Consider the following 22990-nt stretch of genomic DNA (forward strand, 5'->3'; position numbering starts at 1 on the left):
GCTGCGCTGAGCGATCGTTGGAACCTCGCGATGTCAGCACCTGAGCGCACCAGCACGGCCATCTGCTCCCACGGCACGTCACGCGACAGGTGCTGCTCACGCAGCAGCAGCGCGATGTGCTCGGCCTCGGCGGTCGGCGTCGCGAACGTCTCGACGTGGACGTCACCGTCGCGGGGGCGCCGGGGCGTCAGGTGCCGCAAGGCCTCGAAACCGCGTCCGTCGACCGCGCCCAGCACGCCCCGGTTGGACACGATCGAACCCACCGCCGCCGAGATCTTCGCGCCGTAGCGGCTCGTGCGCGTCAGCACGACCTGATCGGCCGGCGAGCCATCGGCTTGCAGGAACTGGTGGCGGAAGCCGAGGATGCCGCGCACGTCTGCACCGCGGAACCCGTAGATCGACTGGTAGGGATCGCCCACCACGATCAGGTCGCGGGCGTCGCCGGCCAGCGCCTGCAACAGCTCGACCTGCAGCGGATCGGTGTCTTGGTACTCGTCGACGACGACCATCGCATAGCTGGCCCTGATCTGGTCGCGCTTGACCGGATCGCGCAACAGCTGCACCGCCTGGAACACCAGGTCGGAGTAGTCGATCGTGTTCTGCAGGGCCGCGACCCCGGTGTAGTCGTCGAAGAACCGGGCCGCCGCCTTCCACTCGTCGCGCTGAGCCTTCTGGCCGAGCTGCAGCACGTCGACGTCGTCGAGGTTCAGCGACCGTGCCGTGGCCATGAACCGCTGCAGCTCGGCGGCCAGGCCACGGGTGCGTAGCGACGGTCGCAGCACGACAGGCCACTGCTCGGGATCTCCCTCGCTGAGCAGCCGCTGGATGATCGCGTCCTGCTCGGGTGCGCTGAGCAGCTGCAGGGGGCGGGCGAACTCGCTCTCGGTCTGGAACTGACGCACGAGCGCGTAGCAGAAGGAGTGGAACGTCATCGCCGGTGTCGTCGCGGTCGTGCGGTCGAGCCGCCGGGCGATGCGCGACTTGAGCTCGTCGGCAGCCTTGCGGCTGAACGTCAGGACGAGGATCTGCTCGGGCGCACAGCCGCGGTCGACCCGATCGGCGACGACCTCGACGAGCGTGGACGTCTTGCCGGCACCAGGGCCAGCCAGCACCAGCAGCGGGCCGCCGGCGTGCTCGACGACGGCCCGCTGCTCAGGGTCGAGCAGCGGGGCCGAACGAGGTGCACCGTCTGGGGCACCCAACACGTACTCGACTGGCATGACTCCATCCCACCAGACAGGTCAGACAGTCACGGGTGGAAACGCCACAGAGCCTCGGACATATCCACCGCGGAGCCATTCGCCCCGCATCGGCGTCCCCTCCTCGCGGTAGTGCACCTGCGCGTCGATCGCATGGGACGCGGGCAGGGACCCATCGGCCCGGACGACCCGCCACCACGGCACCGCGCCGCCTTCGAGCGCCATGACGCGTCCGACCTGGCGAGGTCCGCCGTCCTGCAGGATCTCGGCGATCCGGCCGTACGACAGGACCTGGCCGGGCGGAATCCGCTCGACCAGGTCCAGGACGTTCTCGGTGAAGTCCTCGTGCACGGGTCAGTACGTCGGCTGGCTCGGATCGATCTGGTTGACCCAGGCGACGACGCCGCCGCCGACGTGGACCGAGTCGGCGTAGCCCGCGCCCTTGAGCACGGCCAGCGCCTCGGCCGAACGCACGCCCGACTTGCAGTGCAGCACGATCTGCTTGTCGCCGGGCAGCTGCTCGAGCGCCTTGCCGTTGAGGAACTCGCCCTTGGGGATCAGGATCGAGCCGGGGATCTTGTTGATCTCGTACTCGTTGGGCTCGCGCACGTCGACCAGCACGAAGTCGCGCGAACCGTCGTTGCGCTCCTTGAGCCAGCCGTCGAGCGTCGTGACCGAGATCGTCGAGTCGGCGGCCGCATCGGCTGCCTCCTCGCTGATCGCGCCACAGAACGCCTCGTAGTCATCCATGAGTGCTGTTGGAAGAACTCCATTCGGATCACGCCTGATCTTCAGGGTCTGGTACCTCATCTCGAGCGCGTCATAGACCATCAGACGGCCGATCAGTGGATCGCCGATGCCGGTGATCAGCTTGATGGCCTCGGTCACCATGATCGAGCCGATCGAGGCGCACAGGACGCCCAGCACGCCGCCCTCGGCGCACGACGGGACCATGCCGGCCGGCGGCGGCTCGGGGTACAAGTCGCGGTACTGCGGGCCTTCCTGCGCCCAGAACACCGACACCTGGCCCTCGAAGCGGTAGATCGAGCCCCACACGTACGGCTTGCCGAGGATCACGGCAGCGTCGTTGACGAGGTAGCGGGTCGCGAAGTTGTCGGTGCCGTCGACGATCAGGTCGTACTGGCTGAAGATCTCCAGGACGTTGTCGTTGTCGAGGCGCGTGTTGTGCACGATCGTCTTGACGTACGGGTTGATCTCGGCGACCGACGCGGCGGCCGACTCGGCCTTGGGCTTGTCGATGTCGGACTGGCCGTGGATCACCTGACGCTGCAGGTTGGACTCGTCGACGACGTCGTCGTCGATGATGCCGAGAGTTCCGACACCAGCAGCCGCGAGGTACAGCAGCGCGGGGCTGCCGAGGCCGCCGGCGCCGATGACCAGCACCTTGGCGTTCTTGAGCCGCTTCTGACCTGTCATCCCGACGTCGGGGATGATGAGGTGGCGGCTGTAGCGGCGCACCTCGTCGATGGTCAGTTCGTCAGCGGGTTCCACGAGTGGGGCGACCACGGCGTTCTCCTCTATGCGGGCGGTGCAGAGACAACGGTTCTTGCACATCAGTCTGGTCGGCATAACGCCGGCAGCGCATCCTATTGTTCCCGGTCGTGCCAGGTAGCCGCTCCGCGCGTCCGCATGATGGGCGGGGCAGTAGTCTGAGGTCGTGACTGAAGCGATCCCCCTGCGCCCGCGCACCAGCCGCCTGCCGCGTACCGCGCGCCGCGCCCAGCTGCTCGAGGTCGCCCTGCAGGTGTTCGTCGACCAGGGCTATCACTCAGCCTCGATGGACGAGATCGCCGAGCGCGCCGGCGTGTCCAAGCCGGTGCTCTACCAGCACTTCCCCGGCAAGCTCGACCTGTACCTCGCCCTGCTCGAGACGTCGTGCGACACCGTGATCGACGGCGTCAAGGGTGCGCTGGCGTCCACGCACGACAACCGCAAGCGCGTCCAGGCCACGATGGAGCTCTGGTACGACTACGTCGCCGATCAGGGCGCAGCGTTCCGGCTGGTGTTCGAGTCCGACCTCACCAGCGACCCGTCGGTCCGCCAGCAGGTCGATCGGGTCATCGAGGAGTCGGCTGCGCTGGTCGCCGAGGTCATCCGCGACGACACCGGCCTGCCCGAGGCGGCCTCGCACCTGCTGGCCGTCAGCCTGGTCGGCATGGGCCACGTCGGCGCCCGCAACTGGCTGTCCCAAGACTCGACCCTCACCCGCAACGAAGCCGTCCAGCTCGTCGCCGCCCTCGCGTGGCGCGGCATCGGTGGATTCCCCCGCAACGACGACGGCACGATCCAATTCGGAACAACCCAAGGAGATGAGTGACCGTGGAGGTCAAGATCGGCGTGCAGTACGCGCCCCGCGAGCTGTCCGTGTCCACCGAGGAAGACCCCAAGGCAGTGCTCGCGCTGCTCGACGAGGCGCTCAAGAACGATGCCGTGTTCACGCTGACCGATGACAAGGGCCGCACGGTCGCTGTCCCCGCCAGCCGCATCGCGTACCTCGACTTCACCTCCGACGTCGGCCGCAAGGTCGGCTTCGGGCTGGCGGCCAGCGAAGCCGTCACCGCCACCGTCTGACCCCCTCTCGCTGACGAGGTGGTTATCGCCCTGCGACGAGGCGCTTGCTGCCCTCGCCGCAGGGCCATAACTACCTCGCCGAGGGGCAACAACCACCTCCTCAGCGGGGGTTAGCTGGCGAGGCCGAGCTTCTCCATGCGGGCGGCGTGCGCCTCGGTCAGCCGGGTGAACATCCGACCAATCCCGGCCAGGTCCATGCCCGGGTGGTCGACGCCGCCGACGAGCACCGCGCTGAGCGCATCGCGTTCGGCCACGACCATCTGCGCCTGGCTCAACGCCTCGCCCATCAGACGTCGACCCCACAGCGCGAGCCGTCCGCCGACCCGGTGATCGGCCTCGATCGCACCCCGGATGGCGTCGACGACGAACTCCGAGTGCCCCGTGCCGCTCAGGGTCTCGAGCACGAGCTCGCGTGTCTCGGTGTCGAGGAAGGCCGCGATCTCCCGGTAGAAATCGGCGGCCAGACCGTCACCCACATAGGCCTTGACGAGACCCTCGAGCCAGTCCGACGGCGTCGTCTGCCGGTGGAAGCGCTCGAACGTCGCCGCGAACGGCATCATCGCGTCAAACGGGTCCTCCCCAGCTCGACCAGACGCTCGCGCAGCTTCTCGAAATGACCGAACTCGGCGGTCGCCATGGCCGCGATCTCGACCTTCGTGCGCAGATCAGGGGCCATCTTGGCGTCCTCGGCGAGCCGCTCGCAGGCGCTGATCTCGCCGTAGGCGAGCAGGCCGAGCAGCTCCAGCGCACCGGTCCGGTAGACCGGATCGTCGATCGTCGAGGGGGTAGGAACGTCCTTGGTGGCCATGACAGTGCAGCGTAGCGCCTCGCCCCTTCGACAGGCTCAGGAACCAAAGCCGTCGGAGACGTTAGACTGATCGAGGAAATCCCACGAATCTGAAGAATTCGAGAAGACCCTGACTACGTTCAAAGATCTGGGCGTCATGCCCGAGATCGCCGACGCGCTTGAAGACGTCGGCATCATCGAAGCCTTTCCCATCCAAGAGATGACGCTCGGCGTCGCTCTCATGGGCACCGACCTGATCGGCCAGGCGCGCACCGGTACCGGCAAGACCCTCGCCTTCGGCATCCCCGTCATCCAGCGCACCGTCGCTCCCCACGACGCCGACTACGACCAGGTCGCCGCCGGCAAGCCGCAGGCCCTCATCGTCGCGCCGACCCGCGAGCTCGCGATCCAGGTCGCCAGCGACATCGCGGTCGCCTCCAAGCGACGCGGCACCCCGCAACCTGACGATCTACGGCGGTGTCCCCTACGAGACGCAAGCTCGACGCGCTCACCTCGGGCGTCGACATCGTGATCGGCACGCCCGGACGTCTGCTCGACCTCGCCAACCGCGGCGCGCTCGACCTGTCGCACATCAAGTCGCTCGTCCTCGACGAGGCCGACGAGATGCTCGACCTGGGCTTCCTGCCCGACGTCGAGTCGCTCATGGCGCGCACTCCCGAGACCCGGCAGACGATGCTGTTCTCGGCGACGATGCCTGGCGCGATCGTCGGACTGGCTCGCAAGCACATGCGCCACCCCATGAACATCCGTGCCGAGAGCCAGGACTCCAACCAGACGGTTCCCGCCACGGCGCAGTTCGTGTGGCAGGCCCACGACATGGACAAGCCCGAGGTCGTCGCCCGCATCCTGCAGGCCGATGACGTCAACCGGGTCATCATCTTCACCCGCACCAAGCGCACCGCGCAGCGGGTCGCCGAAGACCTGATCGACCGCGGCTTCCCGGCCTCGCCGTTGCACGGCGACATGGCGCAGGTCGCCCGCGAGAAGGCGCTGACCCGGTTCCGTGAGGGCAAGGTCAACACGCTGGTCGCGACCGACGTCGCAGCGCGCGGCATCGACGTCGCGGGCATCACGCACGTCATCAACTACAACTGCCCCGAGGACGACAAGACGTATGTCCACCGGATCGGCCGCACCGGCCGCGCCGGCGCCACGGGCATCGCCGTCACGTTCGTCGACTGGGCCGACCTGGCACGCTGGAAGATGATCAACACCGCGCTCGACCTGCCGTTCGACGAGCCGGTCGAGACGTACTCGACGTCCGATCACCTGTTCCACGACCTCGGCATCAGCCGCGAGGCCAAGGGACGCCTGAAGCCGCCGGCCCCCAAGGAGCCGAAGAAGGACTCCGACCGTGGCGGACGCTCCGGTGGTCGCAGCGGCGGCCGTTCGGGCTCGCGCTCCGGCGGCACGCAGAGCACCGGCGACAAGCAGCAGACCTCGGGCGACAGCGTCGCCACCGAGGGCGCACCGCGCACTCCGCGCAAGCGCAACCGCAACCGCTCGCGCGGAGGCAAGCCCGTCGCCGCAACGGAAGCTCCGGCGACCTCGTCCGACTGACTTCGGCTGTGGCTTCCCCAGGTTGGCCTGGGGAAGCCACGGCAGGTCAGGCGGTGACGTGCACCTTGGTGCCGACGGGCGCGAACTCCCACAGCGCGATCGCATCGTTCTTCCACTGCCGCACGCACCCGGCTGACAGCCGCTGACCCAGCTGGGCCTTGGTCTGCTGCAGCTTGCCCTGGTTGTCGCGCGGGACGAGTGGAACCCGATCGGCTCGCTGAATCCCGTGGCGAAGCGCACGAAGTACTCCATCGTGCCGCTGGCGTCGAACGCCGTCGCGTGCCGGGTCTTCGACAGCACCTCGTAGGCGCCGGGGTCGAGGTTCTCGAACCGGCTGCCGGAGACCGGGTAGGTGCGCTCGACGGTCTCGTCGTCACGGATCAGCCAGACCCGCTGGTCGCCCTGGTCGAACACGATCCGGCGTCCTTCGCCCGAGTTCTGCGGCGGGGCCGGATCGGCTACCGGAGCAACAACGGCGACAGGAGGCTCGGTCGTCGCCACGGGGGGCGCCTCCACCGGTGACGCCTTCGGGAGCTGGAGCAACCCGCACGCTCTGGTCGGCGTCGGCCCGTCGCCGGGACCACCCCGACGGCCGCACCGGCTGCGATCAGTGTCAGGCCCAACGCGATGCCGAGTGCGCCGATCCGTCCTTGGCGGGCGGAGCGGGAGGCGCGGTGCTTGGACACGCGCTCATCCTATGTCGGAGCGGGCCCGCTTCGACGAGGCGGCCACGAGCCCCGCAGCGATCTGCCGGTAGGCGTCGGCGCCCTTGCTCGTGCGCGCCGTCGACAGCACCGACCGTCCGATCGCCGGAGCCTCGGCGAACCGGATCGTCTTGGGGATGGGCGGCATCAGGACCGGCAGGTCGTACGTCTCGTGGATCGCGTCGAGGACGTTCTGGGCGTGCTTGGTCCGCCCGTCGTACATCGTCGGCAGGACGCCCAGGATCTCGAGCTTGGGATTGATGAACTTGCGGACGTCGTGGATCGTGTCGAGGAGCTGGCCCACCCCGCGGTGCGACAACGTCTCGGCCTGCAACGGGATCAGCACCCGCTGTGCCGCCGACAGTGCGCCGACGGTCAGGATGCCGAGCGTCGGCGGGCAGTCGACGAGGATCCAGTCGTAGTCGTCGATGACCTTGTCGAGCGCCACGCGCAGGCGCTGCTCACGACCCGTGCGACCCACCAGGCTCTCCTCGGCCTGCGTCAGCGTGATGTTGGCGGGCAGCAGATGCATCCGTCATCGGTCACGACGATCGCGTCATCGGCCTGCTTGGTGCCCAGCAGCACCTCGGCGACCGTCACGTCGAGGTCTTCGGGGTCGATGCCGAGCGAGAACGTCAGGCTGCCCTGCGGGTCGACGTCAACCAGCAGCAGCGCGCTGCTTGGCTCGACGAGGGCGGCACCCAAGGACACCACCGTGGTGGTCTTGGCGACCCCACCTTTTTGGTTGGCCACAGCGATCGTCGTCGTCACGTTCGCCATTGTGTCACCGATACGGGTGGGGCGAGCCCCCGTTCCGTGAGGGGTTTGGCATGCTTGGTCCATGACACGCCGTGCGCTGGTGACAGGGGCTACCTCAGGTATCGGTCTGGCCTTCGCCAAGGAGCTCGCTCGCCGCGGTCACGACCTCGTGATCGTGGCCCGGACGACTGACCGTCTCGAGGCGGTTGCCGCCGAGCTGCGGGCCAAGCACGGTGTCCAGGTCGACGTCGTCACCGCCGACCTGGCGACCCTCGAAGGCATGCAGTCGGCGGCCAACGAGCTGACCGACACGACGCGTCCTGTCGACCTGCTGGTCAACAATGCGGGCGCCTCGCTGGCGGGCTGGTTCGGCACGACCGACATCGCCGACGAGGACGCTCAGCTGCAACCTGCTCGTCCGGGCACCCATGCACCTCATGGACGCCGCTTTCAAGACGATGGCGGGCCGTGGCGGCGGGCAGATCATCAACGTCGCAAGCGTCGCGGCGTTCACCCCGCGTGGCGCGTACTCCGCGCACAAGGCCTGGCTCGTCAACTTCTCCCGCTGGGCCGACCTGCACTACGACGACGTCAACATCTCGGTGCAGGCTCTGTGTCCGGGCTTCGTGCGCACCGAGTTCCACCAACGTGGACAGATGGACATCTCGGGGGTTCCCCGCTGGATGTGGCTCAAGGCCGACAAGGTCGTCGCGGCGTCGCTGCGAGATCTCGACCGTGACAAGACGTTGTCGATCCCGACGGCCCGCTACAAGGTGCTCGCGACGTTGGCGCAGTACATGCCGAAGTCGATCGTGGCCCGCGCCGCCAAGCGCGGACGCTGAGACATGGCCACGACATGAGCGTCCCGAAGTCGCTGGAGCTGCCCGAGGGCGTCACCGCCACGACGTTGCAGACACCGCGAGGAGAGTTCGCAGCGCACACCGCCTTCGCCGACGAGCCCGTCGGCCACGTCCTGCTGATTCCCGGCTGGACGGGCAGCAAGGAAGACTTCACACCGGTCCTGCCGTTGCTGGCCGCCGCCGGGTTCGACGTGACGACCTACGACCAGCGCGGCCAGTTCGAGACGGTCGGACGTCCCCATGACGACTACTCCCTGCCCGGTCTCGCGGCCGATGCGGTGGCGGTCCGGGCGACCAGTGGACGGCCGGCGTCCCACGTGATGGGGCACTCCTTCGGCGGCCTGGTCGCCCAGCACGCGACGACGCTCCAGCCCGATGCCTGGCTCAGCCTCAGCCTGTTGTGCACGGGTCCCGGAGCGCTCGGCGAGTCCAGCCGCCGGCCGCTCAAGAAGCCGGCCGCCGCGATCGGCAAGGTGCCGTTGCTCGACCTGCACGCAGCTGCGTGAGAACGGCATCAAGCGGCCCGCGCAGATCACCGCGTTCCTGGCCAGGCGGTTCACCTCGAACGCACCTGCCTCCCTGAAGGCGATGACCCAGCACCTGATCGACGCGCCCGACGTCGTCGACGACGTCGTGGCAACCGGGGTCGCCACATGGGTGGGTCGCGGTGCCGACGACGATGCCTGGCCGCACGACATCCAGGCGCAGATGGCCCAGCGACTGGGGGTGCCGATGCACGTCATCGCCGACTCGGCCCACTCCCCCGCGATCGAGAATCCCGCCGGCCTGCTCGACGTCTGGCTACCGTTCCTCGAGGCCCACTGATGGGTGTCACCCGAGGCTTCACGGGCCGTGATCGTCGCGGCGGTGACCAGCGACTACCTCCAGGTCAGTACGACACCGGTGAGGGCTGGCCGGTGCTGTCGGCCGAGCTGACCCCCGAGGTCGACGTCGAGCGCTGGTCGTTGACCGTCGACGGGCTCGTCGACCGTCCGACGACATGGGACTGGCGCGGCATCCACGCACTTCCCGGCTCGTCGTACTTCGGCGACATCCACTGCGTCACGACGTGGTCGAAGTTCGACATGACGTTCACCGGTGTCAGCCTCGACGACCTCCTCGCGATCACCGGGGTCAACGACGAGGCCACGCACGTGCTTGCCACGGCGACGACGGGCTACACGACCAATCTCCCGCTCGACGACGTCCGCGGCGGCAAGGCCTGGATCGTCTGGGAGGTCGACGGGCGTCCACTGACGCCCGAGCACGGCGGACCCGTGCGCCTCCTCGTCCCGCACCTGTACTTCTGGAAGTCCGCGAAGTGGATCACCCGTATCGAGCTGCGCGACCGTGACGAGCCCGGCTTCTGGGAACGCAACGGCTATCACGACCGGGGCGACCCGTGGCTCGAGCAGCGCTACCAGGGAGACGCATGACGGAGGCTCCGGTCGGCACGGCCTGGACCACGGGCGTCGTGAAGGAGATCGAGCGGTTCGGCGATGCGTTCGTCAAGCTGCGGCTCGACGTCGCCGGCCGGGTCGACCACGTTCCGGGCCAGCACTACGTCCTGCGGCTGCGCGCGCCTGACGGCTACACGGCCCAGCGGTCGTACTCGATCGCGTCCGATCCGGACGACCCGTTGGTCGAGCTCATGATCGAGTGCCTGCCTCGCGGCGAGGTGTCGTCGTTCCTGCACGAGATCGCCGAGGTCGGCGACGAGCTCGGCTGCGCGGGCCCATCGGCAGGTGGTTCGTGTGGGGCGGGACGACGCCGTCGCTGTGCATCGCGGGCGGCTCGGGGGTCGTGCCCTTCGTGTCGATGCTGCGGTTCGCGCATCGCACCGGCGCCGAGTCGAAGCTTAAGATCATCGCCTCGGCGCAGACCCGCGACCGTCTGCCGTACGTCGAAGAGCTGGAGGCTCACGGCGCCTTGATCGCGCTGACCCGCGAGAACCAGCCGCAGCCCGACGGGACTGAACGAGTCGCCGCCCACATCTACCCCGACGAGATCGCGGCGCTCGCTGACGGCATCGAACGCGCGTACGTGTGCGGCTCGGTCGGCTTCGTGCGGCTTCGTCGGCCGGTCGCTCGGCGAGGCCGGCGTGCGGGCCGACACTGTCAGGGTCGAGCAGTTCGGACCTACCGGCAGCTGAGTCAGCGGCCGAACAGCTGGTCGAACTGTGCCGGATCGGTCGTGTTGGCCCCCAGGTGGAAGGTCTCGTCCTTGCCGGTGCCGTGATAGTCGCTCGATCCTGTGACGACCAGGTCGAGCTCATGGGCCAGCGATCGGAGCTCGGCGCGCACCGACGCAGCGTGGTTGTTGTGGTCGACCTCGACGCCGGCCAGCCCTGCGGCGGCGAGCTCGCCCAGCACGTCGGGGGTCAGGACGTCGCGCCCGCGCCGCGCCCAGGGGTGCGCCAGCACCGTCACGCCGCCAGCATCCCGCACGGCTCGATCGCCTCGACGAGCGGAGCGCCGTACCGTTCGACGTAGACCGGCCCGTGGTCGTAGAGCCAGTGCCGGAAGGCCTCGTCACGATCGGCGACATAGCCTGCTGCCGCCATCGCGTCGGCCACGTGCGGGCGTCCCGACGCCGCAGCGCTGCCCGACTGGGCGACGACGTCGTCGACCGTCAACGGCATGCCGTGCTGCTCGAGCTGGGCCAGCAGCGCCGGCAGGCGTTCGTCGCGGCCGCCGAGGATGCGGTCAAGCCGGCGAGCAGCGCCTCGTCGTGGGGGTCGAAACCGTATCCGAGCAGATGGATGCTGACGCCGCCGCGCATCGTCGAGATCTCGATGCCCTTGACCAGCTCGATGCCGACCCGCTGAGCAGCGGCCTCGGCCTCGTCCCAACCAGCCGTCGAGTCGTGGTCGGTGATAGCGACGATGTCGAGGCCGGCCGCCTTGGCCTTCTCCACGAGCGCAGTCGGGGTGTCGGTGCCGTCCGAACGATTCGAATGGGTGTGAAGGTCGATGCGCACAGAATCAGGCTAGGGCATGACGTTCCAGCGCCGGACGACCTGCGCCCCACGGTCGACGCCCAGCACGGAGAGAGTCGAGGTGTCGAGCACGAACAACCGACCTTCGGAGACGTCGAGCCCGAGCCAGCGCGCTGTCAGGGCGCGCAGCGAGTGGCCGTGCGCGAACACCAACGTCTTGCCGTCGACGGCTCGCGCCTTGGCGACGATCCGGTCGAGGCGGGCTGCCACCTCGGTCGCCGACTCGCCGCCCGGGCTGGGATGGGACCAGATCGTCCAGCCGGGAACGGTCTCCTGGATCTGCGGCGTGGTGAGTCCTTCGTAGTCGCCGTAGTCCCACTCGGCCAGGTCGCCATCGGTCTGGGCATGGCCGAATCCGGCAAGCTCGGCGGTCCGCCGCGCCCGCTGCCTGGGGCTCGTCAGCACCTGCGCGAACTCCACCCCCGCCAGCGCACCCACCAGCGCACGTGCGCCAGCCTCGCCGGCCTCGGTGAGCGGGAGGTCGGTCGTCGAGGTGTGACGACCGCTCGCGCTCCACTCGGTCTCGCCGTGACGGACCAGCCACAGCTGGTCCTCGTGAAGCGGCGAGTCGGTCATTGCGGGACGAGCGCCCAGTAGTCGAGGTCGAGCAGCACGCCCGGGGCGTACTTGCCATCGGCGCCGCGCAACGTCATCGACTCGTCGCGGCCCTTCGTGGCGACGAGCCGCAGCCGCAACGCACCGACGCCCGGGGCGACGTCGTCGGCCTTGTCGAGCACCTCCGACCAGGCGTAGACCGTGTCGCCGGCAAGCGCCGGTGCCGTGTGGGCACCCGCGTTGATCGCGACGACCAGCTGAGCATTGGCCAGGCCGTTGAACGACAGTGCCCGGGCCATCGAGATGATGTGCCCGCCGTAGATGAGCCGAGTGCCGTCAGGTCGCACCTCGGTGTTGAAGTGCACCTTGGCGGTGTTCTGCCACAGCCGCGTCGCGAGCATGTGCTCGGGATCGGTCAGCGTGACACCGTCGACATGGTCGATCTTCTCGCCCACCTCGTAGTCGCCGAACCGGTGCGGCTCCCCCGCCGCAGCGAAGTCGTACGACGTGAAGTCGAGCCCGTCGGGGATCAGCAGGTCACCCGCCGCGACCACCGAGGCCAGCTCGGGGACGACCGTCTCGGGGGCAGGCGCCGCGTGGTCACGCTTGTGCACCATGACCCAGCGGCACCAGTCGAGCGCCACCTCGCCGTGCTGGTTGGTGGCCGTCGAACGGACGTACACGACACCGGTCTTGCCGTTGGAGTTCTCCTTGAGGCCGATGACCTCCGACGACGTGCGCAACGTGTCGCCCGGGACGACTGGCTGGTGGAACCGGCACTCGGCATAGCCGAGATTGGCCACGGCGTTCGAGCGACACGTCGGGGACGGTCTTGCCGAATCCGATGTGGAAGGCGATGAGCTCGTCGACCGGTGCCGGGCTGAGTCCGACCGACGCCGCGAACTCCGCCGATGACGACAGCGCGAATCGCGATGGGTACAGCCCGCCGTAGAGCGCCCGATCTCCTTCTGTCACGGTGCGGGGGGTGGCGTGCTGGAGCACCTGCCCGATCGTGAAGTCCTCGAAGAAGTTGCCGGCATTGGTCTTGGTCATGCAGTGGGTCCTTCAGGAATGGAGATCAGGCGAACGGGTTGGAGGCAGCGCCCGGCTGCTTGGCGAGCAGCGCCTGACCATCGGCCAGGAACTTGTGCTCGACCAGGACCTCGTACTTGGTGGCGACGACCTTCTGCACCGAGCTGAAGTCGCGCTGCCCGCGGGTCGCACCGTAGCCGAGGGCACCGGAGATGACGCCGAACACGATGCCGAAGGCGAGACCGCCGAGCACCGTCACGAGCACCGACTCGCCCTCGGCGAAGATGCTCAGGATCAGGCCGATGAACAGACCTAGCCAGGCACCCGACGCGGCTCCGGCCGACAGCACCCGACCCCAGGTCAGGCGTCCGGTGACCCGTTCGACCTGCTTGAGCTCGGTGCCGACGATCAGCACGTTCTGCACCGGGAACTCGTGGTCGGACAGGTAGTCGACCGCCTTCTGGGCGTCGGAGTACTGGTCGTACACACCGAGTGACTGCGGGTATTCGAGCGAGAAGATCTCGGCCATGTTGTGCCCCTTGGAGGGTGAGTGGTGATGGAGTCTCAGAGCTTGTATTCCTTGAGGAGTGCCCGACCGATGATCATCTTCTGGATGTCGGAGGTCCCTTCACCGATGAGCATGAACGCCGCCTCGCGGTAGAGGCGCTCGATCTCGTACTCCTTGGAGTAACCGTAGCCGCCGTGAATGCGGAACGAGTCCTGCACGACCTCGTTGCAGTACTCCGACGCCAGCATCTTGGCCATGCCGGCCTCGACGTCGTTGCGCTTGCCTGCGTCCTTGAGGCGGGCGGCCTTGACGACCATCGCGTGCGCGGTCTCGACCTTGGTGGCCATCTCGGCGATGCGGAACAAGATCGCCTGGTGCTGAGCGATCGGTTTGCCAAAAGTCTCGCGCTGCTGCGCGTAGGCCACGCCGAGCTCGAAGGCGCGGTTGGCGATGCCGACGGCACGGGCGCCGACGTTGACGCGACCGACCTCGACGCCGTCCATCATCTGGTAGAAGCCTTTGCCGGACACGCCGCCGAGGATCTGGTCGACGTTGGTCTGGTGCTTGTCAAGAATCATCTCGGTCGTGTCGATGCCCTTGTAGCCCATCTTGTCGATCTTGCCCGGGATCGTGATGCCCTGGGCCGTCTCGCCGAAGCCGACTTCCTTCTCGATCAAGAACGTCGTCAAGTTCTTGTAGACACTGTCTTCGCCCTCGTCAGTCTTGACCAGAACCGCAACCAGGTTCGACGAACCACCGTTGGTCAGCCACATCTTCTGGCCGGTGATCTCGTACGAATCGTCACCTGTCTTGGTGGCCTTCGTCGAGATCGCCGAGACGTCTGAGCCCAGCGACGGCTCGGACATCGAGAATGCCCCGCGGACCTCGCCGGTCGCCATCTTGGGCAGGTACTTGGCTTTTTGCGCATCGGTGCCGTGCTGCATCAGCAGGTACGCCACGATGAAGTGGGTGTTGATGACACCCGACACGCTCATCCAGCCGCGAGCGATCTCCTCGACGACCAGCGCGTACGTCAGCAGCGACTCTCCAAGTCCACCAAACTCCTCAGGGATCGTTAGGCCGAAGATGCCGAGCTCTTTGAGGCCCTCGATGATGTCGGTCGGGTACTCGTCCTTGTGCTCCAGCTCCGTCGCAACCGGAAGGATCTCGTTGTCGACGAACTGACGAACAAGCTTCAGGATCTCGGTCTGTTCTTCAGTGAGACCTTCGGTACTGACAAGACGACCCATGATGGGGCTCCTCCGTGGTGCAGTGGGGATGACCTGTCGACTGTATCGGTTAGTGATCGCTAACGGGACTCGACGTGACGCGGACCACGTGTCAGTCGGCGACCATCGCCTCGGGGGTCGGGCGACCCGTCACGACGACCACGAGACCAGCCAGGATCAGGGCGAGACCGGCGTACACGCCCCACGGCGGCGTCTGGTCGAGGAAGATCCCGGCCAGCAGAGCCGCGCCGGGCACCTCGAGCAGCAGGAGCAAGGAGATGAGGCCCGGGCTCATGACGGCCAGCAGGTGGTTGAGCACCGAGTGGCCCAGCAGCTGCGCACAGATCGTGACACCGACGATCGCGAGCCAGGTGTGGGCCGAGAAGCTACCATCTCGACCTGCCCGACCACGCAGGCCACGGCGAGTGCTGCAGCGCAGATCCCGTAGCAGCCCAGGGTGTAGGCCGACGTCGACAGCCGTTCACGCACCGAGCTGCCGGCGATGAGGTACAGCGCAGCAGTCAGACCGCCGAGCAGCGCCAGGAGGTCACCGGTCAGGGCTCGCGCCGACAGCGAGAAGTCGACACCTGTGATGACGAGAACGCCGAGAACCGCGACCCCGATGCCTGCCACGACTGCCGCTGGCGACTTGTCGCCGCGGAGACGGTCGACGATCACGACGAACACGACCTGCATGCTGACCATCGCGGTCGCTGCTGCGACCGAGGTCATCTTGAGTGCCGTGCACCACGTCGCGAAGTGCAGCGCGAGCATGAGTCCCGCGAAGGTCAACGTGCGCCAGCCGTCCCGGTCGAGCGCCCGCAGCTCGCCGGTTCCCTTGCCAGCTGCGAAGGGCGCCACCGCGAGCGTGCCGAGCGCATTGCGCCAGAACGCGATGGCGAGTGCCGGCGCGGCCGCTCCGGCCATCAGCGGACCCGATGCGGACACACCGAGGATGGCCACCGCGACCAGGAAGACGTTCACCCGCACAGTCTGCCCTGTCGCTCTGACGTCAGCCGCCGTAGATCCAACCGAAGGGGCCGTCCAGCTCCGCTGTCATCCCAGCGCCACCGGCAGCAGCCCTCGGCGGGTGTGCTCCGCGATCTGTCGAAGCGCACCCTCGCTTCTGGGTAGGCGAACTCGAAGCCGGTCTCACGCAGCACCCGCGACTCGACCCAGCGGCTCTTGAGCACCAGCTCGGCCTCGGTACGGATGATCCGTGCACCGGCCTCGAGCAACCAACGGGGTTCGGGCAGTCCATGACGTCGCCCCATGGTGCAGCGAACCTGGCGCATCAGCTCGTCATTGCTGACGACCTCGGGAGCAGCGAGGTTGACCGGACCGGCGATCTCGTCGTGACCGTGTAGGTGCACGACCGCGCGAACGACGTCGTCGACGTGCACCCAGCTGAACCGCTGGCGCCCGTCGCCCATCCGCCCACCGAAGCCGATCCGCGCCAGGTTGATGAACGGGTTGATCGCTCCCCCGCCGGCACCGAGCACGATCGTCATGCGCAAGGCGATCTTGCGGATGTCGGTCGGGGCGTCCCACAGCTCCCGTTCCCAGGCGCGCGCCACCTCGACCGAGAAGCCAGAACCGAGCTGTCCGTCGACCTCGTCCATCGGACGGTCGCGAGCGTCTCGGTAGATCGTGCCGGTGCTCGCGTTGACCCAGAGCGCAGGCGGCGACTCGACCCGGCTCAGCGCCTGGCCAAGGGCAGTCGTGGTCTCGACGCGGGACCGGAAGATCTCGTCGGCGTTGCGCTTGGTGTAGCGGCAGCTGACCGAGCGGCCTGCGAGGTTGACCAGCAGGTCGGCCCCGTCGAGCACCTGCTCGAGCGACGCAGGATCGTCCCAGGCCGCGTCGTTCCCGTGCCCGCGTCCGATCGTGCGCACCCGCACGCCTGACGTCTCGAGCCGAGCACGCAGGTGCTGACCGATGTAGCCCGATGCTCCCGCGATGACGGCAGTCCTGAGATCGCCCACAGCTCCTCCTGAATTGAACGTGTTCAATTCAGGAGGTTAGACCAATTTCTGAACATGTTCAACTCAGCCTGCCCCGGGACTGGACTAGCCCCAGGACTGCTCGAGCTCGGCAAGAGCTGACTCCAGGTGGGTCAGCAGCCGCTGCAGGTGCGGGACGGATCGCCGGCAGCCGGTCAGGCCGAAGTCGAGGTACTTGTCGCGGCTCGTCAGCGTGATGTTGAGCGCCTGGCCGTCGAGGACGATCGAGACCGGGTACATCCCGTCGAGCTTCGCGCCATTGAAGTACATCGGGTTGCGGGGCCCCGGCACGTTGGACACGATGACGTTGAACGGCGGGTGCGTGTACTTCACGAAGCCCGGGATCGGCGCCAGGGCCAGCGGCAGCATCTGCAGCGCCGAGAACGCCAGGATCTGGGTCGGCGTCAGGTCTCCCATGATCTTCTTGGCCTGGCGCGACGAATACGCGATCTCCTCGAGCCGGGTCGCGCCCTGCTCCCGATCGGTCGCGAGGTTGACCACGATCGCGCCCACCGCGTTGCCGCCGTCGTCGGTGCCAGCCGACTCGGCCCGCAGTGCCAGCGATACCGGGACCATCGCGGTCATCGGCTCGTCCGGCAGAGCGTGCTGCTCCAAGAGGTAGTCCCGCAACGCGCCTGAGACCATCGCGAGCACGACGTCGTTGAGCGTCGTCGCCGACGACTTGGCCACCCGTTGGATTCGTTCGATCTCCCACGACTGGGCCGCGAAGCGCCGCGCTCCCCCCACGGGACCATTCAAGATCGTCTTCGGCGCACGCGGCAGCGTGATGTCGCCGTCACGGACGACCTGGCTGCCGATCCGCAAGGACGCCGGAACCAGGCCGGCGATGTCGCCGAGCGCCCCGGCACCGGTACGCAGCAGCCCCATCGGGTCGAGGCCGCGCCGTGAACCGCCCTCACCCTTAGGCGCCAGCGCCCACGGCGGCAAGCAGTCGCGCGCCTCGGGATCTTCGCTCAGCGACCGCTGCATGAGCCGCAGCGCCGAGACGCCGTCGACCATCGAGTGATGGATCTTGCTGTAGACCGCGACCCGCCCGTCGGCCAGGCCCTCGACCACGTGCGACTCCCACAACGGACGGTGCCGGTCGAGCAGCGAGCCGTGCCACTGCGAGGTCAGCTGCAACAGCTCGCGGATCCGACCCCGGCTGCGGCACCGCGGAGTGCCTGACGTGATGGTCGAAGTCGATCGACTCGTCGACCGTCCACCAGGTGTTGCCGACCGAGCCCACCGGATCCGCCGGCCGCTTGCGGAACAGCGGCGACACGTTGCCGGCATGGCGGAACGCCTCGACCATCTCTCGCACGTGCTCGGGCCCGGCTCCGTCGGGCGGGACGAACAGCTGCAGCCCGCCCACGTGCATCGGGTGCTCCCGCGACTCGACCAGCAGGAACATCGAATCGGTGGGCGGCATGAACGGCATGTGGCAGGTCCTTCGGCGAAAGAGACGTGACTGGCAGTACGCTGGCGATCTATTGTGACGCAAGTCACTGTATGTGAAGTCTTCGTGAACTCTCGCAGTCCACGGGGACGAGTCCAGGGGAGGACAACACCATGGTGCATCTCTCAGTCGCCGCCGAGCCGCAGTACTTCCGCGGGGCGAGCCTGCAGTCCAAGCCTCCTCGGCTTCGGTCTGCGGCGTACCGTCCGCCCCGCTCTCAGTGTGTGGGCCCACCTGCCGTTCGAGATCTTCCCGCCCAATCTCGTCGAGCACGCCGCGAAGCTGCTGCCGGTCCACCCCGGCACGATGTGGCGGGCAGTCGAGCACCCGACGTCCCACAGCGAGTGGCTGCAGGCCAGGGGCGTCAACGACATCCACGGCGGCAACCTGCACGCGATCTTGTACTTCCACGGCGGCGCCTTCCTGACCTGCGGCATCAACACCCACCGCCGCCTCGTGTCGCGCATCTCGTTCACCGCCGGCCAGCCCGTGCTCAGCGTCGGCTACCGCCAGATGCCGCACGCCACGATCTCGGAGTCGATCACCGACGGGCTCGACGGATTTCGCTGGCTGCTCGCCCAGGGATATCGCCCGGAGAACATCACGATCGCTGGCGACTCCGCTGGCGGCTACCTGGCGTTCAGCGTCGCCCGCGCCGCGATCGACGAAGGACTCGGACGACCTGCCGGTGTCGTGGCCATCTCACCGCTGCTCGACTTCAGCGCCACCGGCAAGCAGGCCCACCGCAACGCCAATCGCTGCCAGACCTTCCCCGCCCACGCCGTCGCCCGGCTGACGACCGTCGTCGAGCGGATGGATCACCGGCGCGGGGTCACCGGGCGCGTCGACCCCGTCAACATGGCGATGGCCGACATGCCGCCGGCGCTGATCCACGTGGGTTCGCGCGAGGTGCTGATGGCCGATGCCGGCTGATGGCCAACCGGCTCGTCGCCGCCGGAGTGCCCTGTGACCTCCAGGTGTGGGAGAAGCAGGTCCACGTGTTCCACGCAGCCGCCTCCTGGGTCCCCGAGGCGCGCCTGGCGATCGAAGAGATCGGCGCCTTCGTCCGCGAGCTCGCCGAACGTGGCTGCCCGCCACCCAGCCGACGCACGTCAGCATGCCGACAGCACCACGCGTCGCCGCCGTACGCTGATCGGGTGACCGCGCTCTCCGATCCCGACCAGACCCTCATCGCCGACCTGGCCAAGAAGTCAGGGCTCGTCTGGATCTCCTACGACGGGCGCAGCCACGCGATCTGGCACGAATGGGTCGGCGACGCGGTGTGCCTCGTCACAGGTGGGCTCGAGCAGCCACTGCCCGGTATCGCCGACCGCGACACCGTGACCCTGCTGCTCCGCAGCAAGACGACCCGCGCCCTGGCGGCCGAGGCCACAGCCCGCGTCGAGATCGTCGCTCCGGCCTCCGAGCACTGGGAGGCCGTCACGACCGCGCTGAAGTCCGGCCGGCTCAACCTGCACGACAGCCCGGACGCGATCGAGCGGTGGGCGCGCGACTCCCTCGTCGTGCGACTCGTGCCGATCAGCGACGTCTCGGTGCCGGGCGAGCTTGCCGACCGACCTCGGCCACACAGCACCCCGACTGGCCACCGGTAGGGTTTACCCGTGAGCGCTGCAGCCGGTCGTATCTTCTTGTCCCGCATCGTCGGGCAGGCAGTCTTCGACCCCGCTGGCGACCAGGTCGGGAAGCTTCCGCGACGTCGTAGTCGCCGTCCGATCGGCCAAGCAACGGCCACGCGTCCTCGGCATCGTCGTCGAGGTCCTGGGTCGGCGACGCGTCTTCCTGCCGATCACCCGGGTGACCTCGCTCGACTCGGGCCAGATCATCACCACCGGTGTGCTGAACGTCCGCAAGTTCGAGCAGCGTCGCACCGAGACGCTGGCGATCCACGAGCTCCTCGACCGGACCGTGACCCTTCCCGACGGCAGCCTCGGCACCATCTACGACCTCGCGATGGTGCAGGACTCCCGCCGCGACTGGTTCATCAGCGATCTCGCGGTGCAAGAAGCCGGCAAGCGCTTCGGCCGCCGCGGCCCCCAGCACGTCTTCGAGTGGGATGAAGTGAGCGGGGTGACCAGCGACGAGACCGGTCAAGGTGCCACGCACCTGCTCGCCATGATGGACGAGATGCGGGCGGCAGACCTCGCCAACGCCCTGCGGGACCTGACCCCCAAGCGACGGGTCGAGGTCGTCACCGAGCTCGATGACGAACGCCTCGCCGACGTCCTCGAAGAGCTGCCTGAGAAGTTCCAGGTCGAAATCCTCGGCGTGCTCGATCCAGGCCGTGCCGTCGACGTCCTGACCGAGATGGATCCCGACGACGCGGCCGACCTGCTCGCCGAGCTTCCTGTCGCGACCGCGGAACAGCTCCTCGCCCAGATGGAGCCCGAGGACGCCGAGGACGTCCGGCGGCTGCTGTCGTACGAAGAGCGCACTGCCGGCGGCATGATGACGACCGAGCCGGTCGTGCTGCCCGCCGATGCCACGATCGCCGAGGCGCTCGCCCGCATCCGCAACCCTGATCTGATTCCGGCGCTCGCGTCGATGGCCTATGTCTGCCGCTCCCCGCTCGAGACGCCGACCGGCAAGTTCTTGGGCGTGGTGCACTTCCAGGCGCTGCTGCGCGAGCCGCCGTCGACCCTCGTCGGCGCGATCGTCGACAACGGCATCGACTGGCCGCGTCCTGGTGCGTCCCTGCAGCACGTCGCGAACCTGCTCGCCGCGTACAACATGGTCGCGCTGCCCGTCGTCGACGAGAACTCGCACCTGCTCGGCGCGGTCACGATCGATGACGTCCTCGACCACCTGCTGCCCGAGGGCTGGCGCGAGAGCGACCCCGACACAGGCCAGTCCAGTGTCGGAGAGCCCGGCGCTGAGGAGGTGACTGCCCATGACTGAGCGTGCTCGTCTGGACCAGCCCCGCGAGGTTCGTCGTCAGCTTCCGGCCCCGGCGAGGCGAAGCCGATCCCGAACGGTTCGGTCGCTTCGCCGAGTCGACGGCCCGGTTCCTCGGCACCGCCACGTTCATTGCCTGGATGACGGTGTTCGTCACGGTCTGGATCGGCTGGAACATGCCGTACGGCCCCGACCGCCCTCGCTGGGACGACTACCCGTTCATCTTCTTGACGTTGATCCTGTCGTTGCAGGCCTCGTACGCCGCCCCGCTCATCTTGCTGGCGCAGAACCGGCAGGAGGCCCGCGACCGCGTCACGCAGGAGCAGGACCGCGCCACCGCCGCCCAGACCACGGCCGACATGGAGTTCTTGGCCCGTGAGGTCGCGAGCCTGCGCCTCGGCATCGGCGAGGTCGCGACCCGTGACTTCATCCGCGGCGAGCTGCGCAACCTGCTCGCCGATCTCGAGGAACGCCACGACAGCGACGAGGCCGAGAAGGACTGACGGGGCTTTTCCACAGCCTGCTCTGACCTGCTGTTCCAGCGAAAAAGAGTGTCAGTGGCGGCGTCTAGGTTGGATACATGGCCACCTCGACCGCGACACGCGTCCTGACCGATGCAGTCCGTGCGCGTGCGCGGGCCGAGGCGGCCGAGACGGTCGCGATGCTGGGCTTTCGCGACGACGAGCTGGCACGCACCGCGCACGTCGAGCCGCCGATGCGTCGGTTGGTCGAACGGTCGGCGATCGCCCTGACGATCGGCGAAGCCATGGGGTTGTCCGAGGGGCAGGTCCAGCACCGGTTGTCGATCGCCGACACGCTGCGTGACCAGTCGCCCGCCACCTGGCAGGCATTCATCGACGGCCAGCTAGACCTGGGGCGGGTACGTGAGATCGCCCATACCATCAAGCAAGCCAAGCGAGCCGACTCCATCCACCTGCTCGACGACAAGGCGCTCCCCTACGCGACCGCCCACACCACCGCAGAGCTGCGCGCATGGTTGCGACGATTCGTCCAGCGCGTCGAGGCCGATCTCGCCGCCGACCGCGCCGAAGACGAGCGATCCAAGCGCCACGTGTCGATCAAGCACGGTGACGACTCCATGTCCGCGCTCTACGCCTACCTGCCGTCCCACGAGGCGGCAGCGATCGAGGCCCGCCTGCGCGAGGAGGCACGGCGCAACGTCGCCGCCGACGACGACCGCACAGTCGCCCAGCGCGAGGCAGATCTGCTGGTCGCCTGGTGCACCGAGTCCGATGCCTCCACCTCAGCGATCGATGCGAACATCCCGGTCACGGTCGACGCCGAGGTCCTCGCCGGAGCTGTCGCCGGGTTCGCCGAGTCAGCCGACGGCCGCTGGGCAGTCCCGGCACGCTGGATCGCCGAGGTAGCTGCGACCCGGAAACACGTTCTGGCATCGCATCGTCACCGAGCCGGTCACCGACGACATCCTGTCCCACGAATACCTCGGCCGGTTCTGTCCCGACATCCTCAACATCGCCCTGCAGCTGCCTCCACGGCGTCTGCCAGGCGCCCGGGTGCATGGTCCCCGCCGAAATATGCGACATCGATCACCGAGTCCCCCACCCCGAGGGCCCGACCAAGGCCGACAACCTCGGCCCGCTGTGCCGAAGACATCACGGCCACAAGGGGCACGGCCTCCTGCACTGGTCGACCAGCCCGCCTCGACCGCCGACACCTCCCGCCGTCATCGAGATGTTCAGCGAGCCCGTGCGCATGGAGTACGCGGCGTAGTCAGCCGGTCCGCACAGCCTGGACGATCCCGTCATGCATCGTGCCCAGGTGGCCCTGGCG

30 protein-coding genes and 6 pseudogenes are annotated in these 22990 nt (G+C 68.1%); 18 read left to right on the forward strand and 18 right to left on the reverse strand.

Annotated elements, in window-relative coordinates; translation table 11 throughout:
- Positions 1–353: 353 nt before the first annotated feature.
- The 3 genes and pseudogenes from ACHMWU_RS04570 to moeZ form a co-directional block, all read right to left on the reverse strand.
- Positions 354–1220: pseudogene (locus ACHMWU_RS04570) on the reverse strand (ATP-dependent helicase); the annotation flags it as partial.
- 21 nt (positions 1221–1241) lie between these two features.
- On the reverse strand, positions 1242–1550 hold the full coding sequence (locus tag ACHMWU_RS04575) for an MGMT family protein (protein WP_396041899.1): 309 nt from the start codon (positions 1548–1550) through the stop codon (positions 1242–1244).
- A gap of 3 nt (positions 1551–1553) precedes the next feature.
- Positions 1554–2774: an adenylyltransferase/sulfurtransferase MoeZ gene (gene moeZ, locus ACHMWU_RS04580; RefSeq protein ID WP_396041900.1), complete on the reverse strand. Its 1221-nt coding sequence runs from the start codon at positions 2772–2774 to the stop codon at positions 1554–1556.
- A gap of 103 nt (positions 2775–2877) precedes the next feature.
- Here moeZ and ACHMWU_RS04585 point away from each other — a divergent pair, with 103 nt between their 5' ends.
- Positions 2878–3537 (forward strand): TetR/AcrR family transcriptional regulator, encoded by a 660-nt coding sequence (locus ACHMWU_RS04585; RefSeq protein ID WP_396041901.1) that lies wholly within the window; start codon positions 2878–2880, stop codon positions 3535–3537.
- Between the two features lie 2 nt (positions 3538–3539).
- A complete protein-coding gene (locus ACHMWU_RS04590; RefSeq protein WP_396041902.1) occupies positions 3540–3791 on the forward strand; it encodes a DUF3107 domain-containing protein in 252 nt (83 codons plus the stop codon).
- 110 nt (positions 3792–3901) lie between these two features.
- Here ACHMWU_RS04590 and ACHMWU_RS04595 read toward each other — a convergent pair.
- A pseudogene (locus ACHMWU_RS04595) lies at positions 3902–4599 on the reverse strand (ferritin-like fold-containing protein).
- Positions 4600–4735: 136 nt separating this feature from the next.
- On the opposite strand from ACHMWU_RS04595, the gene ACHMWU_RS04600 reads away from it, so the two are divergent.
- A complete protein-coding gene (locus ACHMWU_RS04600) occupies positions 4736–5110 on the forward strand; it encodes a DEAD/DEAH box helicase (RefSeq protein WP_396041903.1) in 375 nt (124 codons plus the stop codon).
- Entirely contained in the window at positions 5056–6159 is a 1104-nt protein-coding gene (locus ACHMWU_RS04605) for a DEAD/DEAH box helicase (RefSeq protein WP_396041904.1), read from the forward strand. The genes ACHMWU_RS04600 and ACHMWU_RS04605 overlap by 55 nt, the downstream gene beginning before the upstream one ends.
- Positions 6160–6205: 46 nt before the next feature.
- Here the strand turns inward: ACHMWU_RS04605 and ACHMWU_RS04610 are convergent, their stop codons facing one another.
- Entirely contained in the window at positions 6206–6382 is a 177-nt protein-coding gene (locus ACHMWU_RS04610; RefSeq protein WP_396042935.1) for a L,D-transpeptidase, read from the reverse strand.
- 56 nt (positions 6383–6438) lie between these two features.
- Between ACHMWU_RS04610 and ACHMWU_RS04615 the strand changes: the two genes are divergently transcribed.
- A complete protein-coding gene (locus tag ACHMWU_RS04615; RefSeq protein ID WP_396041905.1) occupies positions 6439–6681 on the forward strand; it encodes a hypothetical protein in 243 nt (80 codons plus the stop codon).
- 168 nt (positions 6682–6849) lie between these two features.
- On the opposite strand, the gene ACHMWU_RS04620 is transcribed toward ACHMWU_RS04615, so the two are convergent.
- Positions 6850–7395 carry a ParA family protein gene (locus ACHMWU_RS04620; protein ID WP_396041906.1) on the reverse strand — a complete coding sequence of 182 codons (546 nt, stop codon included), beginning with the start codon at positions 7393–7395 and terminating at the stop codon, positions 6850–6852.
- Positions 7365–7643 carry a ParA family protein gene (locus tag ACHMWU_RS04625; protein WP_396041907.1) on the reverse strand — a complete coding sequence of 93 codons (279 nt, stop codon included), beginning with the start codon at positions 7641–7643 and terminating at the stop codon, positions 7365–7367. The genes ACHMWU_RS04620 and ACHMWU_RS04625 overlap by 31 nt, the downstream gene beginning before the upstream one ends.
- 61 nt (positions 7644–7704) lie before the next feature.
- Between ACHMWU_RS04625 and ACHMWU_RS04630 the strand changes: the two are divergent.
- The 7 genes and pseudogenes from ACHMWU_RS04630 to ACHMWU_RS04660 form a co-directional block, all read left to right on the forward strand.
- Positions 7705–7974 (forward strand): annotated as a pseudogene (locus ACHMWU_RS04630) (SDR family NAD(P)-dependent oxidoreductase); the annotation flags it as partial.
- 85 nt (positions 7975–8059) lie between these two features.
- Complete coding sequence (locus ACHMWU_RS04635) at positions 8060–8464, forward strand: SDR family NAD(P)-dependent oxidoreductase (protein ID WP_396041908.1); 405 nt, start codon at positions 8060–8062, stop codon at positions 8462–8464.
- A gap of 14 nt (positions 8465–8478) precedes the next feature.
- Positions 8479–8988, forward strand: coding sequence for an alpha/beta fold hydrolase (locus ACHMWU_RS04640; RefSeq protein ID WP_396041909.1), 510 nt, complete (start codon positions 8479–8481; stop codon positions 8986–8988).
- Between the two features lie 82 nt (positions 8989–9070).
- Complete coding sequence (locus tag ACHMWU_RS04645) at positions 9071–9307, forward strand: alpha/beta fold hydrolase (RefSeq protein WP_396041910.1); 237 nt, start codon at positions 9071–9073, stop codon at positions 9305–9307.
- Positions 9307–9918: a sulfite oxidase-like oxidoreductase gene (locus ACHMWU_RS04650; protein WP_396041911.1), complete on the forward strand. Its 612-nt coding sequence runs from the start codon at positions 9307–9309 to the stop codon at positions 9916–9918. The genes ACHMWU_RS04645 and ACHMWU_RS04650 overlap by 1 nt, the downstream gene beginning before the upstream one ends.
- Positions 9915–10415 (forward strand): FAD-binding oxidoreductase, encoded by a 501-nt coding sequence (locus tag ACHMWU_RS04655; protein WP_396041912.1) that lies wholly within the window; start codon positions 9915–9917, stop codon positions 10413–10415. The genes ACHMWU_RS04650 and ACHMWU_RS04655 overlap by 4 nt, the downstream gene beginning before the upstream one ends.
- Entirely contained in the window at positions 10301–10720 is a 420-nt protein-coding gene (locus tag ACHMWU_RS04660) for a hypothetical protein (protein ID WP_396041913.1), read from the forward strand. The genes ACHMWU_RS04655 and ACHMWU_RS04660 overlap by 115 nt, the downstream gene beginning before the upstream one ends.
- Here the strand turns inward: ACHMWU_RS04660 and ACHMWU_RS04665 are convergent.
- The 10 genes and pseudogenes from ACHMWU_RS04665 to ACHMWU_RS04710 all read right to left on the reverse strand — a co-directional run.
- A pseudogene (locus tag ACHMWU_RS04665) lies at positions 10636–11461 on the reverse strand (PHP domain-containing protein). The gene ACHMWU_RS04660 and the pseudogene ACHMWU_RS04665 overlap by 85 nt on opposite strands.
- 9 nt (positions 11462–11470) lie before the next feature.
- A complete protein-coding gene (locus ACHMWU_RS04670) occupies positions 11471–12055 on the reverse strand; it encodes a histidine phosphatase family protein (RefSeq protein ID WP_396041914.1) in 585 nt (194 codons plus the stop codon).
- Positions 12052–12777, reverse strand: a complete 726-nt coding sequence (locus ACHMWU_RS04675) for a hypothetical protein (protein WP_396041915.1) — start codon at positions 12775–12777, stop codon at positions 12052–12054. Before ACHMWU_RS04675 ends, ACHMWU_RS04670 begins: the two co-directional genes overlap by 4 nt.
- A gap of 335 nt (positions 12778–13112) precedes the next feature.
- The gene (locus ACHMWU_RS04680) at positions 13113–13595 is read right to left on the reverse strand and encodes a general stress protein (protein WP_396041916.1); all 483 of its coding nucleotides are present in this window, start codon (positions 13593–13595) and stop codon (positions 13113–13115) included.
- 35 nt (positions 13596–13630) lie between these two features.
- On the reverse strand, positions 13631–14824 hold the full coding sequence (locus ACHMWU_RS04685) for an acyl-CoA dehydrogenase family protein (protein WP_396041917.1): 1194 nt from the start codon (positions 14822–14824) through the stop codon (positions 13631–13633).
- 91 nt (positions 14825–14915) lie between these two features.
- Positions 14916–15164, reverse strand: coding sequence for a hypothetical protein (locus tag ACHMWU_RS04690; RefSeq protein WP_396042937.1), 249 nt, complete (start codon positions 15162–15164; stop codon positions 14916–14918).
- The gene (locus ACHMWU_RS04695; protein WP_396041918.1) at positions 15095–15787 is read right to left on the reverse strand and encodes an EamA family transporter; all 693 of its coding nucleotides are present in this window, start codon (positions 15785–15787) and stop codon (positions 15095–15097) included. Before ACHMWU_RS04695 ends, ACHMWU_RS04690 begins: the two co-directional genes overlap by 70 nt.
- On the reverse strand, positions 15784–16788 hold the full coding sequence (locus ACHMWU_RS04700) for a TIGR01777 family oxidoreductase (RefSeq protein WP_396041919.1): 1005 nt from the start codon (positions 16786–16788) through the stop codon (positions 15784–15786). The genes ACHMWU_RS04695 and ACHMWU_RS04700 overlap by 4 nt, the downstream gene beginning before the upstream one ends.
- A gap of 84 nt (positions 16789–16872) precedes the next feature.
- A complete protein-coding gene (locus ACHMWU_RS04705) occupies positions 16873–18102 on the reverse strand; it encodes a wax ester/triacylglycerol synthase family O-acyltransferase (protein WP_396041920.1) in 1230 nt (409 codons plus the stop codon).
- Positions 18020–18247 (reverse strand): annotated as a pseudogene (locus tag ACHMWU_RS04710) (wax ester/triacylglycerol synthase domain-containing protein); the annotation flags it as partial. The gene ACHMWU_RS04705 and the pseudogene ACHMWU_RS04710, both read right to left, overlap by 83 nt.
- A gap of 240 nt (positions 18248–18487) precedes the next feature.
- On the opposite strand from ACHMWU_RS04710, the gene ACHMWU_RS04715 reads away from it, so the two are divergent.
- The 4 genes from ACHMWU_RS04715 to ACHMWU_RS04730 all read left to right on the forward strand — a co-directional run bounded on the left by ACHMWU_RS04715 (position 18488) and on the right by ACHMWU_RS04730 (position 21681).
- Positions 18488–19198, forward strand: a complete 711-nt coding sequence (locus ACHMWU_RS04715) for an alpha/beta hydrolase fold domain-containing protein (protein WP_396041921.1) — start codon at positions 18488–18490, stop codon at positions 19196–19198.
- Complete coding sequence (locus tag ACHMWU_RS04720; RefSeq protein WP_396041922.1) at positions 19198–19878, forward strand: hypothetical protein; 681 nt, start codon at positions 19198–19200, stop codon at positions 19876–19878. Before ACHMWU_RS04715 ends, ACHMWU_RS04720 begins: the two co-directional genes overlap by 1 nt.
- A gap of 202 nt (positions 19879–20080) precedes the next feature.
- Positions 20081–21181 (forward strand): magnesium transporter MgtE N-terminal domain-containing protein, encoded by a 1101-nt coding sequence (locus ACHMWU_RS04725; RefSeq protein ID WP_396041923.1) that lies wholly within the window; start codon positions 20081–20083, stop codon positions 21179–21181.
- A 2-nt stretch (positions 21182–21183) separates the two neighbouring features.
- Positions 21184–21681, forward strand: a complete 498-nt coding sequence (locus ACHMWU_RS04730; RefSeq protein WP_396041924.1) for a DUF1003 domain-containing protein — start codon at positions 21184–21186, stop codon at positions 21679–21681.
- Positions 21682–21745: 64 nt separating this feature from the next.
- Here the strand turns inward: ACHMWU_RS04730 and ACHMWU_RS04735 are convergent, their stop codons facing one another.
- On the reverse strand, positions 21746–22033 hold the full coding sequence (locus tag ACHMWU_RS04735; protein ID WP_396041925.1) for a hypothetical protein: 288 nt from the start codon (positions 22031–22033) through the stop codon (positions 21746–21748).
- Between ACHMWU_RS04735 and ACHMWU_RS04740 the strand changes: the two are divergent.
- Both ACHMWU_RS04740 and ACHMWU_RS04745 read left to right on the forward strand, forming a co-directional pair.
- A pseudogene (locus ACHMWU_RS04740) lies at positions 21945–22532 on the forward strand (DUF222 domain-containing protein); the annotation flags it as partial. The gene ACHMWU_RS04735 and the pseudogene ACHMWU_RS04740 sit on opposite strands and share 89 nt — an antisense overlap.
- A gap of 185 nt (positions 22533–22717) precedes the next feature.
- On the forward strand, positions 22718–22930 hold the full coding sequence (locus ACHMWU_RS04745) for a hypothetical protein (protein WP_396041926.1): 213 nt from the start codon (positions 22718–22720) through the stop codon (positions 22928–22930).
- The last annotated feature ends 60 nt before the right edge of the window (positions 22931–22990 follow it).

This window comes from Aeromicrobium sp. UC242_57 (assembly GCF_044452305.1).
Taxonomy (GTDB): domain Bacteria; phylum Actinomycetota; class Actinomycetes; order Propionibacteriales; family Nocardioidaceae; genus Aeromicrobium.

What these genes read in the sequence shown, in the direction of transcription:
- moeZ (WP_396041900.1), bottom strand. Translation starts at nt 2,774, where the DNA reads ATGTGCAAGAACCGTTGTCTCTGCACCGCCCGCATAGAGGAGAACGCC.
- ACHMWU_RS04600 (WP_396041903.1), top strand. Translation starts at nt 4,736, where the DNA reads ATGCCCGAGATCGCCGACGCGCTTGAAGACGTCGGCATCATCGAAGCC.
- ACHMWU_RS04620 (WP_396041906.1), bottom strand. Translation starts at nt 7,395, where the DNA reads ATGCATCTGCTGCCCGCCAACATCACGCTGACGCAGGCCGAGGAGAGC.
- ACHMWU_RS04625 (WP_396041907.1), bottom strand. Translation starts at nt 7,643, where the DNA reads ATGGCGAACGTGACGACGACGATCGCTGTGGCCAACCAAAAAGGTGGG.
- ACHMWU_RS04635 (WP_396041908.1), top strand. Translation starts at nt 8,060, where the DNA reads ATGGACGCCGCTTTCAAGACGATGGCGGGCCGTGGCGGCGGGCAGATC.
- ACHMWU_RS04640 (WP_396041909.1), top strand. Translation starts at nt 8,479, where the DNA reads ATGAGCGTCCCGAAGTCGCTGGAGCTGCCCGAGGGCGTCACCGCCACG.
- ACHMWU_RS04645 (WP_396041910.1), top strand. Translation starts at nt 9,071, where the DNA reads ATGACCCAGCACCTGATCGACGCGCCCGACGTCGTCGACGACGTCGTG.
- ACHMWU_RS04650 (WP_396041911.1), top strand. Translation starts at nt 9,307, where the DNA reads ATGGGTGTCACCCGAGGCTTCACGGGCCGTGATCGTCGCGGCGGTGAC.
- ACHMWU_RS04655 (WP_396041912.1), top strand. Translation starts at nt 9,915, where the DNA reads ATGACGGAGGCTCCGGTCGGCACGGCCTGGACCACGGGCGTCGTGAAG.
- ACHMWU_RS04660 (WP_396041913.1), top strand. Translation starts at nt 10,301, where the DNA reads ATGCTGCGGTTCGCGCATCGCACCGGCGCCGAGTCGAAGCTTAAGATC.
- ACHMWU_RS04670 (WP_396041914.1), bottom strand. Translation starts at nt 12,055, where the DNA reads ATGACCGACTCGCCGCTTCACGAGGACCAGCTGTGGCTGGTCCGTCAC.
- ACHMWU_RS04680 (WP_396041916.1), bottom strand. Translation starts at nt 13,595, where the DNA reads ATGGCCGAGATCTTCTCGCTCGAATACCCGCAGTCACTCGGTGTGTAC.
- ACHMWU_RS04685 (WP_396041917.1), bottom strand. Translation starts at nt 14,824, where the DNA reads ATGGGTCGTCTTGTCAGTACCGAAGGTCTCACTGAAGAACAGACCGAG.
- ACHMWU_RS04705 (WP_396041920.1), bottom strand. Translation starts at nt 18,102, where the DNA reads ATGCCGGCAACGTGTCGCCGCTGTTCCGCAAGCGGCCGGCGGATCCGG.
- ACHMWU_RS04720 (WP_396041922.1), top strand. Translation starts at nt 19,198, where the DNA reads ATGGCCAACCGGCTCGTCGCCGCCGGAGTGCCCTGTGACCTCCAGGTG.
- ACHMWU_RS04735 (WP_396041925.1), bottom strand. Translation starts at nt 22,033, where the DNA reads ATGAATGCCTGCCAGGTGGCGGGCGACTGGTCACGCAGCGTGTCGGCG.
- ACHMWU_RS04745 (WP_396041926.1), top strand. Translation starts at nt 22,718, where the DNA reads ATGGTCCCCGCCGAAATATGCGACATCGATCACCGAGTCCCCCACCCC.